We start from the raw sequence: 16001 nt of genomic DNA on the forward strand, positions 1-16001 counted from the left end.
GGGCTCAGCGCAGCTGCTGGCCGAGACGGATGGATTGCAGACGTTCCTGCGCGACGCGCGCGGCATCGGAACCGGGATACTGCGCCACGACCTGCTGCAAGGTCTGCTGGGCTTCGTTGTTCTTGCCTTCGCCATACTGCGACAGGCCAAGCTTCAACAGACCGCCGGCAGCCTTGTCATGCGTGGGATAGCGGCTGACGAGATCGCGGAACTGCGCCTCGGCCAGCTGGAAATTGCGGGTGGCGTAATAACTCTCACCCAGCCAGTACAAGGCATTGGGGGTGTAGACGCCATTGGGGTAGAGCTCCAGGAAGCTCAGGAACAGCTGCGACGCATCGTCGTACTTGCCGTTCTTCAATGCATCGAACGCCACGTTATAGGCCGTGCGCTCGTCATTGCTGACGGCCAGGGTGCCTGGGTCGCCATGCACGCTCGGCGGCTTCTCGGAGGTAGCCGCCGTTGCAGGCCGCGCGGCCGGAGCCGGGGCTGGGGTGACGCTGCCGGTGGCAGGAGGCAGCGGGGGCGTTGCGCCACCTGCACCTTCCAGCCGGTTCAGACGTCCGTCCAGGTCCAGATACTGGTCCTTGGACTGCTGCTTGAGTTGCTCGTTGTCGTGCTGCAGCTGTTCAACGGTCGCGCGCAACGCCTGCAGGTCGGAACGCGCCTGCTGCAGTTGATTGAGCAGATCGTTGTTGGCCTGACTGTTGGCCTGCTGCTGCTCGAGCACCGCCACACGATCAGCGAGACTTGCTCGCTGGGCGTGAGCCGGCGCGGCGACCACAAGGGCCGCCGCGACGAACAGGGATGTCACTCGAAAGCGCATCGCTTCTTACTGAGCCGTGTACACGATTTCGACGCGACGGTTCTGCGACCAGCAGCTTTCGCTGGTTTCGGTGCAGACCGGACGCTCTTCGCCGTAGCTGACAACGGTCAGCTGGCTGGCCGAACCACCGGCAGCCTGCAGTGCGGAGGACACGGCATTGCCGCGGCGCTCGCCCAGGCCCATGTTGTACTCGCGCGAACCGCGCTCGTCGGCATTGCCCTGCAGGGTGATGCGCGAGGAGGGGCGGTCACGCAGGTACTTGGCGTGGCACGCCATGATGGCCTGGAATTCCGGCTTCAGGGAGTCCTGATCCAGATCGAAGTAGACAACGCGCTGACGCAGGCAGGCATCGGTATCCAGGTCGCCCGGGCCGTACAGGCCAGAGGTGGCCGGGCCGGTCGGAACGGAGGAACCAGCGGTGGTGTCGGTCGGAGCAGGCGGAGTTTCCTTCACCTTCTTCGAGCAACCAGCCAGCACGGCAACGGACAGCAGGGAGACAAGCAAGACGCGGGTGGACTTGTTCATGGGATACCTATGGAGGCTCTGGGCCAATGAGTGGTTTAACGCAGCGAAATATTAACATTAATGCGCGGTTCGGTAAGGCCCCCAAGCAGGTTCTCTCACATCACCGTCGGCCAGAACCAGGCGCTGGCGGACCCGAGCGTCGGCGGACACCGCATAAAGGACGCCACGACCACCCTCACGTGCCGCATACAGCACCATGCTGGCGTTCGGCGCGAAGCTCGGCGACTCGTCCAGCGACCCCGGCGAGAGCGTGCTCCAGCTGGGCGAACCCAGGCTGCGGTCCATCATGGCAATGCGGTAGCTGTTGCCACTGCCCTGCGCCACGGCGATCTTCTTGCCGTCGAACGACACGCTGGCAGTCGCGTTGTAGTTGCCCTGGAAGGTCACGCGGTTGGCGCTGCCGCCGCTGGCGGCCACCTGGTAGATCTGCGGGCGACCGCCGCGATCGGAGGTGAAATAGATGCTGCCGCCATCCGGCGCCCAGGTCGGCTCGGTGTCGATGCCGAAGTGGTTGGTCAGCTGGGTCAGCTGCTTGCTGCCCAGATCCATCACATAGATCTCAGGGTTGCCACTGCGCGACAGGGCCAGCGCCAGGCGACGGCCGTCGGGCGAGAACGCCGGTGCGCCGTTGATGCCGCGGAAGCTGGACACCAGCTCACGGGCGCCGGTGGCGATGTCCTGCAGATAGATCGACGAATTGCCGCGCTCGAAGCTCACATACGCAAGCTTCTTGCCGTCCGGGCTCCAGTTCGGCGACAGCAGCGGTTCGGCAGAACGCACGATGGTCTGCGGGTTGTAGCCGTCCGAATCGGCCACCATCAGCGCATAGCGCATGGCGCCACCCTTGCCGCTGGCGGTGACGTAGGCGATGCGGGTCCAGAACGCGCCGCGCACGCCGGTGATCTTTTCGTAGATCGCATCGGCCATCTGGTGCGAAACATCGCGCATCGCGTTGGCGCGCGCGGTCATCGCCAGGCCGAGCAGGCGCTCGCCCTTGGCCACGTCGAACAGTTCGTATTCGACGCGATACGCGCCCTCGCCCGCGTCCATCACACGGCCGACGACGATGTAGTTCTGCTTCAGCGTGCGCCAGGTCGGGAACTGCACCTCGGTCCCGCGGGTCGGCTTTTCCACGATCTGGGCAGCCGGCAAGGTGCGGAACTGGCCGGAGCGATCCAGGTCGGCACCGACTACGGCGGACACGTCGGTCTGCGGCGCAGCGCCGGAGCCCTGATACGGCATGGGGATGACCGCGATCGGCGTGGCCGAGGCGCTACCGCCCACGATATCGATGGTAAGACCCTGCTGCTGCGCGAGCGCGCTCAGCGGCAACAACAGGGCGGTCAGGGCAGCTAGCCAACGCAGCGGTTTTTTCATGGACGGCTCGGATCGGGCAGGAAAAGTGGGCAAGGGATACCAATCAGCGAGTGAACATACTCGCAATCGTGAACGAGACAACGTGAAAATGGAGCGATTGATCGTGTAGCGAATTGGATGGCACTGCCGGCCAATCGCCGGTGCGCAGCAACTGCGCCACTGCCTGGCGGCGGCTGTCACGCGTACACCGGCTCCGGCGGCCTTGCCGTCGTCGCCGGGCTGCAGCCCGCGCAGGCAGCCGCGGCCCGGCCAGTACCGACGCCGGTTACTGGTCCTGCGCGGTGAACACGAAGGTCAGATTGCGCTGGAACACCGATTCGAAACCACGGTACGGCAGCGGTTGCGCACTCAACACCGCGGCTTCGATCGAACGCTGGCCGGCCTCGTCATACGGGCAGCCTGGCGCGACCTTGGCCTCCATCACGCTGCCACCGGGCAACTGGCGGATGTTGATGGTGCACTTCTGACCCGGCGGCACCGACGGCGGGCGCACCCACTGGGCCAGCACCTTCTGCTGGATCGCCGCGGCGTACTTGGCCGACAGATCGGTACTGGTACCGCCCTGCCCCGCGGTCGGCTGCGCGCTGGACGCCGCGGCCGCGGACGCCTGCTGGGCGCGCGCGGCAGCCACCTGGCGCAGCTTCTGTTCGGCCAGTGCCGCTTCCTTGGTGGCCTGCTCGCGCTGCCGGCGGATGTCGGCAATCTTCTTTTCGCGCTCGGCATCGGCGGCCGCCTGCTGCGCGGCGGCCTGCTTCTTCTTGGCGTCGGCCTCTTCCTGCTGCTTGGCCAGGCGCAATTTCTGCTCGGCCTCTTCCTGCCGCTTGCGCTCGGTCAGGTCGATCTGCTCCTGGCGGCGCTTGGCTTCCTGCTCCTGCTTGGCCTTTTCGGCGGAAATGGCCAATGCGTCGACCTTCTCCTGGTCCACCTTGTCCGGCTGGGCCACGCGTTCCTGCGCCTGCGCCTGCTGCGGCGTGGGCGCGTCCTGCGGGCGCGGCTCGGGAATCGGCTGCGGTGGCGGCACGGTGTCTTCCGGTGCGGGCTCGGGCAATGGTGCCGGCGGAGGCGGCGCTTCCACCGGCGTGGCCTTCAACGCCTGGCGCGCGACGCGCGCCTCCGCGGCAGAGACATCCAGCGAGGCTTCCATGCTGGGGTCGCCCGCGGCCGGCTCGACCGAGCGTTCGGGCGACCACAGCCAGCCGGCGATGAACACCAGCGCGACCAGAATGTGCACGACCAGGGCCAGCATGACCGGTCGCAGCCAGCCATCCTCGCGCGCGCCTTGGGTCGGGAGTGCGTCAGCGTGCATCGCTGCCTGCAGTGCCGCCGGAGTCGGAGATCAGGCCGACCTTCTCGACCTTGGCCTGCTTGAGCACGTCGATGGCGTCCATGATCTTCTGGTACGGCGCGGCGCGATCGCCGGCCACGACCACGCGCGCGTCCTTGTCCTGCGCCACGATGGCGGCCAACTGCGCCTGCAGGGCAGCGACGTCCATCGCCTGCGGCTTGCCCTTGGGCAGCTGCAATGCCAGCTGGCCATCGGCGGCGACCACCACCACGATCGGGTCCTGCTTGCTCTCCAGCGCCTTGGCGCGCGAGCTCGGCAGGCTGACATCTGTACTCAGGGTCAACAACGGTGCGGTCACCATGAAGATGATCAGCAGCACCAGCATCACGTCGATGTACGGCACGACGTTGATGTCGGATTTGAGCTTGCGCTTCTTACGGCGGGAAATACCGGAGATCATCGCGAAACGTTCCTAATTAATCCCTCGCACATGCATGTGCGATCTGTCGCGAGTGGCTCGCTAGTGCAGGCCGACGCGCACGTCCGTGCGCTGGCTTGCGCGCGGCGGGCTCCACCCACTGCGGCGCGGCGCCCATGGCCGGATGCGCGAACCGTCACAGGCTTGCAAGGCACGCGCATTACTCGTCCGCGCCGGCCTGGCGCTGCAGGATGGAGCTGAACTCGTCGGCGAAGGTCTCGTAGCGCACCGACAGCCGTTCCACGCGCGTGGTGAAGCGGTTGTAGGCCCACACGGCCGGGATCGCCACGAACAGGCCGATGGCGGTGGCGAACAGGGCTTCGGAGATGCCCGGTGCCACCGCGGCGATACCGGCCTGCTCACCACTGCTGACCATGTCGTGCATGGTCACCATGATGCCGAACACGGTGCCGACCAGGCCGACGTACGGCGCGGTGGAACCGATGTTGGCCAGCAGTTCGAGGTTGCGCTCGAGCTGGTCGACCTCACGGGTGAAGGCGGTACGCATGGCGCGCTGTGCGCCTTCCAGCTGCACGCGTGCGTCCAGGCGGCGGCGGTCGCGCAACCGCGAGAACTCGCGGAAGCCGCTTTCGAACATCGATTCCAGGCCGCCGACAGTGCGGTTGCGGTCGGTCGCCGACGCGTACAGCTTGGCCAGGTCGGCACCGGACCAGAAGCGGTTTTCAAATTCATCGGCCTCGCGGTTGGCCTGCTTGAACGCGCGCGCCTTGCGAAAAATGATGACCCAGCTGATGAACGAGCCGATCAACAGCAACAGCACGATGATCTTCACCGGGATACTGGCCCGCAGGATCAGATCCACGTAGTTGATGCTGCTGTTGTGCGCCGCCGTGGCGGTTTGCGCCGCGGCCGCGGTGACGTCCTGCGGTAGTGCTTCCACTACCGTGTCCTGCAGGGCCAGGAGCAATGCAATCGACATCCGTTCGTTCCTCAGTAATCGGATTCTGTGGTTTCTAAAGCTTTCAACACGTCGTATACCGCATCGTCCATGCCGCGCGGGCGGAAGTCGCTGGCAGCGAGTGCGGCAATCCGCACCTCGGCCGTCAGCAGCACTTCGCCTTCGCGGCGGACCGACTGCGCAAACTGCAGGCTGGCCCGTCTGCATTTCAACAGCACCGCCGACACTGACAGCGCGTCGTCGAGCCGGGCCGGCTTGAGGAAATCCAGTTGCATCGAGCGGACCGCAAACACCAGACCGTGGTCCTGGCGCATCAGGTCCTGCCCGTAACCGGCCGCGCGCATCCACTCGGTGCGCGCACGTTCCAGGAAGGCGACGTAGCGCGCGTGGTAGACCACCCCGCCGGCGTCGGTATCTTCCCAGTAGACGCGTGTCGGCCAACTGAATACAGGCGGGGATTCGAGATTCGGGATGACGGGATTGGTGGTCATGGGCACCGATTGATGGTCGAGACGGCCGCGGCTGGCGACGAACGGAGCGCCATCAAAACAGCTCTCCCGGTTCACCGATGCCTGCGGCGCGGTCGCGTGGCGGCTTCAGGCCCAGGTGCAGATAGGCCTTGGTGGTGACCATGCGGCCGCGCGCGGTGCGGATCAGGAAGCCCTGCTGGATCAGGTAGGGCTCGATCACGTCTTCCAGCGTGCCGCGCTCTTCCGACAGCGAGGCGGCCAGCGATTCCACGCCCACCGGGCCGCCATCGAAATGCTCGACGATGGTGCGCAGCATGCGGCGGTCGAGCTCATCGAAGCCTTCCGGGTCCACTTTCAGCATCTGCATGGCGGCCTGCGCCACCGGCAGATCGATGTGGCCGGCCGCCTTGACCTGGGCGTAGTCGCGCACCCGGCGCAGCAGGCGGTTGGCGATCCGCGGGGTGCCGCGGGCGCGGCGCGCGATTTCGGCGGCGCCCTCGGGTGTGCAGTCGATGCCCAGGATCGCGGCCGAGCGGATCACGATGCGGGTCAGCTCCTGGGGCGAATAAAACTCCAGGCGTTGCACGATGCCGAAGCGGTCGCGCAACGGCGCGGTCAGCAGGCCGGCACGCGTGGTGGCGCCGATCAGGGTAAACGGCGGCAGGTCGATCTTGATCGAGCGCGCAGCCGGGCCGTCGCCGATCATGATGTCGATCTGGAAATCTTCCATCGCCGGATACAGCACTTCCTCCACCACAGGCGACAGGCGATGGATCTCGTCGATGAACAACACATCGTGCGGCTGCAGGTTGGTCAGCAGCGCCGCAAGATCGCCGGCCTTCTCGATCACCGGGCCGGACGTCACCCGCAGGCTCACGCCCAGCTCGTTGGCGATGACATGGCTGAGCGTGGTCTTGCCGAGCCCGGGCGGGCCGAAGATCAGCACATGGTCCATGGCCTCGCCGCGCGCCTTGGCCGCCTGGATGTAGATCTCCATCTGCTCGCGCACCGGCTGCTGGCCGAGATAGTCGGCCAGGCGCTTGGGACGAATGCTCGCATCGGCGGCTTCGTCCTCGCGGGTGGAGCTGCTGGCGATGATGCGCTGGTCCATCAGCGGGACCCGGGACCGGGGACCGGGGACCCGGCAAGCGCATGGCGTGCGATTGCGGGCGGGGCAGCGGAGGACAGGAAAGAAATCATGATCCGGCAATTGTAGAAGACTGCAGCCCGCTTTTACCGGGTCCCCGGCCCCGGGTCCCGGGTCCCGGCATTTAAATCTCCACCTGCGCGCCGAGCTCCACCAGGCGATTGCCGGGGATGCGGAAGAAACCGGTGGCCGGCGCGGCATTGCGATGCATCAGCGCGAACAACTTGTCGCGCCAGATCGGCATGCCGCGGTTGGCGCTGGCCACGATGGTCTCGCGGCTGGCGAAGAAGGTGGTGTCCATCGGGTCGAAATGGATGCCGCCCTGGTCGCAGGAGCGCATCAACGCGAGCGGCACGTCGGGCGTCTCCATGAAGCCGAAGCGCACGTAGACGCGGTAGAACTCGTCACCGATCGATTCGATCTGCAGGCGCTTGTCCACCGGCGCATACGGAATCGGCAAGGTATCGACGTTGAGGAAGATGTTGCGCTCGTGCAGCACCTTGTTGTGCTTGAGGTTATGCATGAGTGCATGCGGCACCACCATCGGGTCGGCAGTCAGGAACACCGCCATGCCCGGCACGCGCGCCGGCGGGGCCAGCATCAGGCCCGGCAGGAAGCTGTCGATGCGGATACCGTCCTTGCGGATTTCCTCGCGCAGCAGCGCGCGGCCGCGGCGCCAGGTACGCATCAGGGTGAACACCACGATGCCCAGCGCGAGCGGGAACCAGGCACCCTGCAGCAGCTTGGCGCCGTTGGCGATCACGAAGGCCAGTTCGATGACAAAGAACACCACGCACAGCGGCAGCACCCAGTTGCGCCAGCGCGGCCATAGCGCGCGGGCGACCAGGGCCAGCAGCAGGGTGTCGATCAGCATGGTCATCGACACCGAGATGCCGTAGGCCACCGCCAGATTGGTGGAGCTGCGGAAGATCAGCACCAGCGCGATCACCATCACCATCAGCAGCCAGTTGATGCCGGGCACGTAGATCTGGCCGATGGTGTCGCGCGAGGTGTGCTTGATCAGCATGCGCGGGATGTAGCCCAGCTGCATGGCCTGACGGGCCACCGAATAGGCGCCGGTGATCACCGCCTGCGAGGCGATCACCGCCGCCAGCGTGGCCAGGATGATCATCGGGTACAACGCCCAGCCAGGCACCGCTTCAAAAAACGGGTTCTTCAGCGCAGACGGGTGATTGAGCACCAGCGCGCCCTGGCCCAGGTAATTGAGCAGCAGCATCGGCAGCACGAAGAAGTACCAGCCGTGGCGGATCGGCTTCGCGCCGAAGTGCCCCATGTCCGCGTACAGCGCCTCGCCGCCGGTCACCGCCAGCACCACCGCGCCCAGGATGAACACCCCGTGCCAGCCGTGCTCGATGAAGAAGCGGATCGCCCACCACGGGTTGAAGGCCTTCATCACCTCCGGTGCATCGACGATGTTCCAGGCGCCGATCGCGCCCAGCGACAGGAACCACAGGCAGGTGATCGGGCCGAACACCTTGCCCACGGTCTCGGTGCCGAAACGCTGCACCATGAACACGATCAGCAGCACCACCACGGTGATCGGCACGATGAAGGGATGCAGGCTGGGCGCGGCGATTTCCAGGCCTTCCACCGCGCCCATCACCGAGATGGCCGGGGTGATCACGCCGTCACCGAAGAACAGCGAGGCGCCGAAGATGCCGAGGATGCCCACCACATACGCCGAACGCGACCCCTGCTTGAGGGTGCGCTGGGTCAGCGCCATCAACGCCATGATGCCGCCCTCGCCCTCGTTGTCGGCGCGCATGATGATGGTGACGTACTTGAGCGTCACCGTGATCATCAGTGCCCAGAACGCCAGCGACAGCACCCCCAGCACCGTGTCGTGGTCGCTGCTCAGCCCGTAGTGCGGCGAAAACGCCTCCTTCAGGGTGTACAGCGGGCTGGTACCGATATCGCCGAACACGACGCCGATGGCGCCGATGACCAAGGCCATATGGCTGTTGGCGGGCGCGTGGCCGTGGCCCGCTGCAGGAGTGGAGGTCTGTGACATGGGTTGGCAGGGTATCGCCGAAGGGCGTGAAGAATGGGAAAGGTCGAGGCTGCTTAACGCAGCGCGGCCTGCAGGGCCTTGCGAATGACCATGGCGACGTCGTCGCCTTCTGCCCCGGCCTCGCGTGCCATGCGTGTGGCCTCGGCCGGCTTGTAACCCAGCTGCTGCAAGGCCACCGTGGCTTCGGACACCGCATCCGGGCCGAGCTGGCCGGTGATCGGCGCACCACTGCTGAAGTCGGCCGCGCGGTCGCGCAGCTCCACCACCATGCGCTCGGCGGTCTTCTTGCCGATGCCGGGGATGCGCGTGAGTGCGGTGATGTCGCCGCTGGTGATCAGGCGGGCGAACTCGTCCACGCTGACTCCGGACAGCACTGCCAGCGCGATCTTGGCGCCGATGCCGGTGACCTTCTGCACGTCGCGGAACAGCCGCCGCTCGCCCTCGCGCAGGAAGCCGTACAGCGCCACGCTGTCTTCCTTCTGCGCGTAATGGGTAAACAGGATGACGTCGCGACCGACGTCGGGCAGGTCATAGAAGGTGCTCATCGGCGCCTCCAGCTCGTAACCCACCCCGCCCACGTCGATCACCAGCCACGGCGGCTGCTTGTAGGCCAGGATCCCGCGCAGACGGCCGATCATTGGGCACCGCCGGGGCGGTGCCGGGATTGGGCATTCGGGATTGGGGATTGGTTATTTCCCTCGCGGCCGTTAACGCCTGCCGCATACATCTCGATCCGCTCAGCGCAAGCGGACCCGCTTTTGCGAATCCCCAATCCCGACTCCCGAATCCCGATTCTCATTTCTTGCGGCTCCAGGCCTGTTGCGTATTGACGCCCAGACGTTGCGCGGTGGCGCGGACGTGGGCGTGAGTGATGGCGACCGCCAGTGCGTCGGCGGCGTCGGGCTGCAGCTTGCCTTTCAGGTTGAGCATGATGCCGACCATGTGCTGCACCTGCACCTTGTCCGCACCGCCCTTGCCGACCAGCGCCAGCTTGATTTCGGTGGCAGCGTACTCGTGCACCGGCAGGTCGCGCATGACGACCGCGCAGATCGCCGCGCCACGTGCATGGCCGAGCTTGAGCGCCGAATCGGCGCTCTTGCCCATGAACACCTTCTCGATCGCTACCTCGTCCGGCCGGTAGGTCTCGATCAGCTCGCCCAGCCCATGCAGCAGGCGCTTGAGCCGCTGCGCAAAGTCGCCCTCGCCCAGCAACACCAGCGGGGCGTGGTAGACATGCCGGCTGCGCCCGCCCTCGTCGATATCGATGATGCCGATGCCGGTGCGCTGCGAGCCGGGATCGATGCCCAGGATGCGGGTCATCTAGAGGCCGGGATTGGGGAGTCGGGAATCGGGAATGGGTAAAGCGGCCTACTGGCGTGCTCGATATTGCCGAGCGATGCAGGATGCTGCTGTTTCGATTCCCGATTCTCCATTCCCGATTCCCGGCGCTTACGCGCCGAGCGCCGCTTGGTCGACGTTCGAATAGACGTCCTGGACGTCGTCCAGGTCTTCGAGCATGTCGAGCAGCTTGCGCACCTGCACGGCGGTGTCGCCGTCCACGGCGATGTCGTTGTCGGCGCGGAAGGTGATTTCGGCATGCGCCGGTTCCAGCCCGGCAGCGACCAGGGCGTCCTTGACCTGGGCAAAGGCGTCCGGGGCGGTCAGCACGTCGATGGCGCCGTCTTCCGGGTACACCACCACATCGTCGGCGCCGGCCTCGATGGCCGCGTCAGTGAGGGTGTCTTCGTCGGTGCCGGCGGCAAAGCTCAGCACGCCCAGGCGCTTGAACATGAAGGCCACCGAGCCGTCGGTGCCCATGTTGCCGCCGCACTTGCTGAAGGCGTGGCGCACGTCGGCCACGGTGCGCACGCGGTTGTCGGTCAGGCAGTCCACGATCACCGCCACGCCGCCGGGCGCATAGCCCTCGTAGCGCACTTCTTCGTATTCCACCCCTTCCAGCTCGCCGGTGGACTTCTTGATGGCGCGCTCGATCACGTCCTTGGACATGTTCGCCGACAGGCCCTTGTCCATGGCGGTGCGCAGACGGGGGTTATTGGAAGGATCGCCGCCACCGGCGCGGGCGGCCACGCTGATCTCGCGGATGATCTTGGTGAACATCTTGCCGCGTTTGGCGTCGGAGGCGTTCTTGCGGCCTTCGATCGAGGGGCCTCTACCCATGGGTGGTTCCAGACTGGCTTGGATGACAGGGCGCGGATTTTACCTGATTGCCCGCCCGCACCGGGGCGCCGACATGCGCCAGCGGATGTTCAAGGCGCAAAGTGGCCGTAGCGCAGGAAGGCCAGGGCTTGCCGGGCCGCCTCGGGCGAGCGCAACAAGCCGCTGTGGCTGGCCTCCACCACGCAATGGTCGCGCAGGCCGGGCAGGCGGGTTTCGGCCAGCGCAACGGTGCCGTCGGAGCCGGCGTCCAGTGGCGCCAGCCAGCGGCCGACGCCGCGTGGCACGCAGCCGGCCACCTGGCCGATCTCGGCCGGCCCGTCCCAACGGGTGAACCCGTGCTGCAACAGCGCGGCGCTGCGGCCCATGGCCCATACGCCGCCACGCCGGGCCAGGCTGCGCGCGGCGGCACTGCCGCGCAGCGGCGAGCCAAGGCAGACCACCCGACGCACCGGCAGATCGGGCGCGTCCTGCAACGCCTGCAGGGCCACCAGGCCGCCGAGGCTATGGCAGATCAACAGTTGTGCACGGCTGGCGCGCAGCCGCGCGATCAATTGCGGCACTGCCTGCGCCGGACCGCCGAACACGCTGGCATAGCCGAACACTGCAGGCGCCAGTCCCTCGCTCCGCAGCCGCCGGGCCAGCGGCAGCAGCCAGTGCGCGGTGTTCCAGATGCCGTGGACCAGCAGCACGTCGGCGGTGGTCGCCGGCTCGCGCGAGGCGCGCCTGGCTGCACCTGGAAATGCAGCGGCCGCGCCGGGCATCAGCGCGATTGCCTGCAGGTGGCGCGCAATCGCCGGGCAAGTGCGGACGGTGCCGGCATGCCGTCAATCGGCCGCAATCAGCGGCCTGCGACGCAGGATGTGTTCGCGATCGACAACTTTGCCAACCGGGAAGTCGTACTCGCCCACTTTCTCGAAACCGTAGCGCGCATAGAACCGCTGCGCGCCGAAGTTCTCCGACCACACGCCGATCCACAGGGTGCGCGGGCCGTCGCGCTCCAGCCACTCCAGTGCGGTTTCGAACAGCCGGCTGCCCCAACCGCTGTTCTGGTAGTCCTTCAGCAGATACAGCCGCTTGAGTTCTCCATCGGCTGGGCGTACGTCTGCGTGCGGCAGCCCGCAGGGGCCGGCGGCGGCATGACCAACCAACAGGTTGTCCATCTCCAGCAACCAGATCGCGTAGTCCGGATGCGCCAGCACGATGCGCGCGCGCTCGACCGCATACGTTTCTTCGAGAAAACCACGCAGGTCTTCTTCTGGATACAGATGCCCGAAGGTTTCGGTAAAGGTCTGTGCGGCCAACAGCGACAGCGCTTCGGCATCGTCCGGTGTGGCGCGGCGAATGCGGGTCATGCGGGCCTCTCGTACCGGATGGGACGTGGCAGCTTCTCGCATGCGGCGGCGCTGCTGCAAGTGGAGAATCGGGAATCGGCAGATGCGGCGCCTGAGCGCGGCGCACGGATGGCTCGCCACTACTTCGCCAAGGTCGTTGGCGCCTGGCAGGGCAAACACGGCCACGCGCGAGGCGTGGCCGTGTTTGCGCGCAGGTCAGGCCTGCTTGGGGCGCACCTGCACGTGCACCTCGGCCAGCTGTTCGGCGGCGATCGGCGACGGGGCGTCGGTCATCAGGTCCTGTGCGCCGGTGGTCTTGGGGAACGGGATCACGTCGCGGATGGATTCGGTGCCGGCCATCAGCGCAGCGATGCGATCGATGCCGAAGGCGATGCCGCCGTGCGGCGGTGCGCCGTAGTTCAGGGCATCCAGCAGGAAGCCGAACTTGGCGCGCGCTTCTTCGGCGCCGATGCCGAGCAGCTCGAACACTGCGCTCTGCATGTCCGGGCGATGGATACGGATCGAGCCGCCGCCGATTTCATTGCCGTTGAGCACCATGTCGTAGCCACGCGACACCGCGGTGCGGGCATTGGCGCGCAGGTCGGCGATATCGTCCACCGCCGGTGCGGTGAAGGGGTGATGCAAGGCGACGTAACGCTGCGCTTCGTCGTCCCATTCGAACATCGGGAAATCGGTGACCCACAGCGGCGCCCAGCCATCGGCGACCAGGCTGAAGTCCTTGCCGGCCTTCAGGCGCAACGCGCCCATGAAATCGGACACGGTGTTGTAGCCGCCGGCACCGAAGAACACGATGTCGCCATTGCTCGCACCCACGTGCTTGAGCAGCGCGGCAAACGCCTCTTCGCTGAAGAACTTGGCGATCGGCGAGCTGACTTCGCCGGTCTCCGAGAGCTTGATATAGGCCAGGCCCTTGGCGCCGTACTTGGCGGCATGCGCGGCGTAGTCGTCGATCTGCTTGCGCGACAGCGTTGCGCCACCGGGGATGCGCAACGCGGCAACGCGGCCGTCGGCATCGTTGGCGGCGGCGGTAAACACCGGGAATTCGCTGGACTTGACCAGCTCGGCCACATCGACCAGTTCCAGCGCAATGCGCAGGTCCGGCTTGTCCGAGCCATAGCGGCGCATCGCCTCAGCCCAGGTCATGCGCGGGAACTGCGCCGCCAGCTCGACGTCCACCACTTCCTTGAAGATGGCGCGGATCATGTCCTCGACGAAATCCTGCACGTCGCGTTCGCGCACGAAGGCGAACTCCATGTCGAGCTGGGTGAATTCCAGCTGGCGATCGGCGCGCAGCGCTTCGTCGCGGAAGCAGCGTGCGATCTGGTAGTAGCGGTCGAAGCCGGCCACCATCAGGATCTGTTTGAACAGCTGCGGGCTCTGCGGCAAGGCGTAGAACTCGCCCGGATGCATGCGCGCCGGCACCAGGAAGTCGCGCGCGCCTTCCGGAGTGGCCTTGGTCAGGATCGGGGTTTCGATGTCCTGGAAATCGCGCGCATCCAGGTGCCGGCGCAGCGCCTGCACCAGCTTGATGCGGGTGCGCTGCATGCGCTGCATTTCCGGACGGCGCAGGTCCAGATAGCGGTATTTCAGGCGGGTGTCCTCGCCGGGGTTCTCGTGCGCGTGGAACGGCAGCGGCGCGGCCTTGTTGAGGATGCTGATGCGCGTGGCGATCACTTCCACCTTGCCGGTGCGCAGCTTGTCGTTGACCGCATGGCGCGCACGCACCACGCCTTCGACCTGCAGCACGTCCTCGTAGCCGAGGCTGGCAGCCACCTTGAACAGCTCTGCGCTGGCGTCGTCGCCGGCCACCGGCTCCACCGTCACCTGCACGATGCCTTCGTGGTCGCGCAGGTCGATGAAGCACACCCCGCCCAGATTGCGGGCCACGTCGGTCCAGCCGGCGAGAGTGACGGTTTGGCCGATCATGGTCTCGTCGACCAGGCCGCAGAAGTGGGTACGCATCGAAAGCTCCGCTGAAAACCCGACGCAGGACGGCGCCGGAAAGCCGGATATTCTGGGGCCGGCGGCCGGCAGGAGCAAATGCGGCGGCGGTCACCGACGCTTAAGTCGGCGCCCGGCTGAATAGGCGCCACGCCCCTCCCGCACCAAGGACGCCACGATGCTGCGCACCGCCCTGCTGATCTCCGGCTTCAGCCTCCTCGCCTTCGGTGGCGCGCTGGCCAGCCGTCCCGCCGCCGCGCAGCACCGTGGCTGGAACGGCCAGACGGTCACCTGTTCCAGCAACGACAACCGCCGCCGCGAATGCGACACCCCGTTCCGTGGCCGCGCGGCGCTGGTGGAAAACATTTCCGGCACGCGCTGCATCGAAGGGCGCAACTGGGGCAGCGACCGCGGCCGGATCTGGGTGGACAACGGCTGTCGCGGCCGCTTTGCCGAGGCCCGCGGAGGCTGGGGCGGTGGTGGCTGGAACGGCGGCGACGATCGCCCCGGCAACGCCGCGGCCGGCACGGTGCGCTGCGAGAGCCGCGACCAGCGCCAGGCGGTCTGCAATACCGGTTGGCGGCGCGCCATGATCGTGCGCCAGCTCTCCGGCACCCCCTGCGTGGAGGGACGCAACTGGCATCAGGAACAAGGCCGCATCTGGGTGGACGACGGCTGCCGGGCCGATTTTGCGCAGGCCCGTGGCGGCGGCTGGGATCGGGACGACCGCGGCGGTCGCCCTCGCGGCGATTACTCGGTGACCTGCAACAGCGACGACCGCCGCCTGCGCACCTGCGACTGGGACGTGGGCGCCGGCCGCCCTGTGCTGACCCGCCAGCTGTCGGACACGCGCTGCGAGGAAGGCCGCACCTGGGGCTACGACCCGCGCCGCTCGACCGTCTGGGTCAACGACGGTTGCCGCGCGCGGTTCGACGCCCGCTGAGGGTTGAACGCGGGCCGTTGCAGGCGGGAATCCACAGGTCGGTCCGGCGTGGACCGGCCTGTGTCGTTTTCGTCGCGCAAGTCGTGCAGGTGCCACCGCCTGGCAGGGTCGCCGTCACGCCGCGCCGGATGCCGGCTTCGCCGCCGCTGCGGCCGGCGCAGCCGCTGGCTTGCTGTCGCCGGCCGCGGCCGGCTTGGCCTCGCCGCCTGCGCTGCTGTCGGTGAGGTTCTTCTTCTTTTCGCCAGCCGACTTGAAATCGGTCTCGTACCAGCCGCTGCCGGACAAGCGGAACGACGGCGCGGTGACCTGGCGCTTGATGGTGGCTGCGGCGCAGGCCGGGCAGCTCTGCGGGTCGGGGTCTGCCATCTTCTGCAGGCGGTCGAACGAATGGCCACAGGTGGTGCACTGGAACGCGTAGATGGGCATGGCAGAAGATGAGGAAGACGATGCAGGGGCGCAGATTCTAGACGGATGCGGGTGCGTCGGCGCAATGGCCAACCCGTGCGCGCGAAGATGGGGCCTGATGCGTTG

At 66.9% G+C, this 16001-nt stretch carries 17 protein-coding genes; 1 reads left to right on the plus strand and 16 read right to left on the minus strand.

The window, feature by feature from the left end:
• Positions 1 to 4 precede the first annotated feature (4 nt).
• The 15 genes from ybgF to aspS all read right to left on the minus strand — a co-directional run bounded on the left by ybgF (position 5) and on the right by aspS (position 14548).
• Entirely contained in the window at positions 5 to 823 is an 819-nt protein-coding gene (gene ybgF / locus ABQZ09_RS04420) for a tol-pal system protein YbgF (protein WP_039563636.1), read from the minus strand.
• Positions 824 to 829: 6 nt separating this feature from the next.
• Complete coding sequence (gene pal, locus ABQZ09_RS04425) at positions 830 to 1348, minus strand: peptidoglycan-associated lipoprotein Pal (protein ID WP_039415542.1); 519 nt, start codon at positions 1346 to 1348, stop codon at positions 830 to 832.
• Positions 1349 to 1405: 57 nt separating this feature from the next.
• Entirely contained in the window at positions 1406 to 2725 is a 1320-nt protein-coding gene (gene tolB / locus ABQZ09_RS04430; protein ID WP_047695287.1) for a Tol-Pal system beta propeller repeat protein TolB, read from the minus strand.
• A gap of 265 nt (positions 2726 to 2990) precedes the next feature.
• Positions 2991 to 4031, minus strand: a complete 1041-nt coding sequence (gene tolA / locus ABQZ09_RS04435) for a cell envelope integrity protein TolA (protein ID WP_039415383.1) — start codon at positions 4029 to 4031, stop codon at positions 2991 to 2993.
• Positions 4021 to 4470 (minus strand): protein TolR, encoded by a 450-nt coding sequence (gene tolR, locus ABQZ09_RS04440; protein WP_039415386.1) that lies wholly within the window; start codon positions 4468 to 4470, stop codon positions 4021 to 4023. Before tolR ends, tolA begins: the two co-directional genes overlap by 11 nt.
• Positions 4471 to 4648: 178 nt before the next feature.
• The gene (gene tolQ / locus ABQZ09_RS04445; RefSeq protein WP_039415390.1) at positions 4649 to 5428 is read right to left on the minus strand and encodes a protein TolQ; all 780 of its coding nucleotides are present in this window, start codon (positions 5426 to 5428) and stop codon (positions 4649 to 4651) included.
• 11 nt (positions 5429 to 5439) lie between these two features.
• Entirely contained in the window at positions 5440 to 5898 is a 459-nt protein-coding gene (gene ybgC, locus ABQZ09_RS04450) for a tol-pal system-associated acyl-CoA thioesterase (RefSeq protein WP_349776205.1), read from the minus strand.
• A gap of 52 nt (positions 5899 to 5950) precedes the next feature.
• Entirely contained in the window at positions 5951 to 6991 is a 1041-nt protein-coding gene (ruvB, locus tag ABQZ09_RS04455; RefSeq protein ID WP_184388252.1) for a Holliday junction branch migration DNA helicase RuvB, read from the minus strand.
• Between the two features lie 157 nt (positions 6992 to 7148).
• A complete protein-coding gene (locus ABQZ09_RS04460) occupies positions 7149 to 9056 on the minus strand; it encodes a potassium transporter Kup (RefSeq protein ID WP_184556735.1) in 1908 nt (635 codons plus the stop codon).
• Positions 9057 to 9109: 53 nt separating this feature from the next.
• Positions 9110 to 9694 (minus strand): Holliday junction branch migration protein RuvA, encoded by a 585-nt coding sequence (gene ruvA / locus ABQZ09_RS04465; RefSeq protein ID WP_039413813.1) that lies wholly within the window; start codon positions 9692 to 9694, stop codon positions 9110 to 9112.
• Positions 9695 to 9851: 157 nt separating this feature from the next.
• Entirely contained in the window at positions 9852 to 10376 is a 525-nt protein-coding gene (gene ruvC / locus ABQZ09_RS04470) for a crossover junction endodeoxyribonuclease RuvC (RefSeq protein WP_039563630.1), read from the minus strand.
• A gap of 129 nt (positions 10377 to 10505) precedes the next feature.
• Positions 10506 to 11234 carry a YebC/PmpR family DNA-binding transcriptional regulator gene (locus tag ABQZ09_RS04475; protein WP_047695292.1) on the minus strand — a complete coding sequence of 243 codons (729 nt, stop codon included), beginning with the start codon at positions 11232 to 11234 and terminating at the stop codon, positions 10506 to 10508.
• Between the two features lie 89 nt (positions 11235 to 11323).
• Positions 11324 to 11995, minus strand: a complete 672-nt coding sequence (locus ABQZ09_RS04480; RefSeq protein ID WP_349776206.1) for an alpha/beta fold hydrolase — start codon at positions 11993 to 11995, stop codon at positions 11324 to 11326.
• A 63-nt stretch (positions 11996 to 12058) separates the two neighbouring features.
• Positions 12059 to 12586 carry a GNAT family N-acetyltransferase gene (locus tag ABQZ09_RS04485; RefSeq protein WP_047695294.1) on the minus strand — a complete coding sequence of 176 codons (528 nt, stop codon included), beginning with the start codon at positions 12584 to 12586 and terminating at the stop codon, positions 12059 to 12061.
• Between the two features lie 195 nt (positions 12587 to 12781).
• Complete coding sequence (gene aspS, locus ABQZ09_RS04490; RefSeq protein ID WP_349776207.1) at positions 12782 to 14548, minus strand: aspartate--tRNA ligase; 1767 nt, start codon at positions 14546 to 14548, stop codon at positions 12782 to 12784.
• A gap of 157 nt (positions 14549 to 14705) precedes the next feature.
• On the opposite strand from aspS, the gene ABQZ09_RS04495 reads away from it, so the two are divergent.
• Entirely contained in the window at positions 14706 to 15470 is a 765-nt protein-coding gene (locus ABQZ09_RS04495) for a DUF3011 domain-containing protein (RefSeq protein ID WP_349776208.1), read from the plus strand.
• A 114-nt stretch (positions 15471 to 15584) separates the two neighbouring features.
• Here ABQZ09_RS04495 and ABQZ09_RS04500 read toward each other — a convergent pair whose 3' ends face one another.
• Positions 15585 to 15896, minus strand: a complete 312-nt coding sequence (locus ABQZ09_RS04500) for an FmdB family zinc ribbon protein (protein WP_039413797.1) — start codon at positions 15894 to 15896, stop codon at positions 15585 to 15587.
• Positions 15897 to 16001: the final 105 nt, after the last annotated feature.

The sequence above is a fragment of the Xanthomonas sp. WHRI 6106 genome, assembly GCF_040202405.1.
Taxonomy (GTDB): Bacteria; Pseudomonadota; Gammaproteobacteria; order Xanthomonadales; family Xanthomonadaceae; genus Xanthomonas; species Xanthomonas cannabis.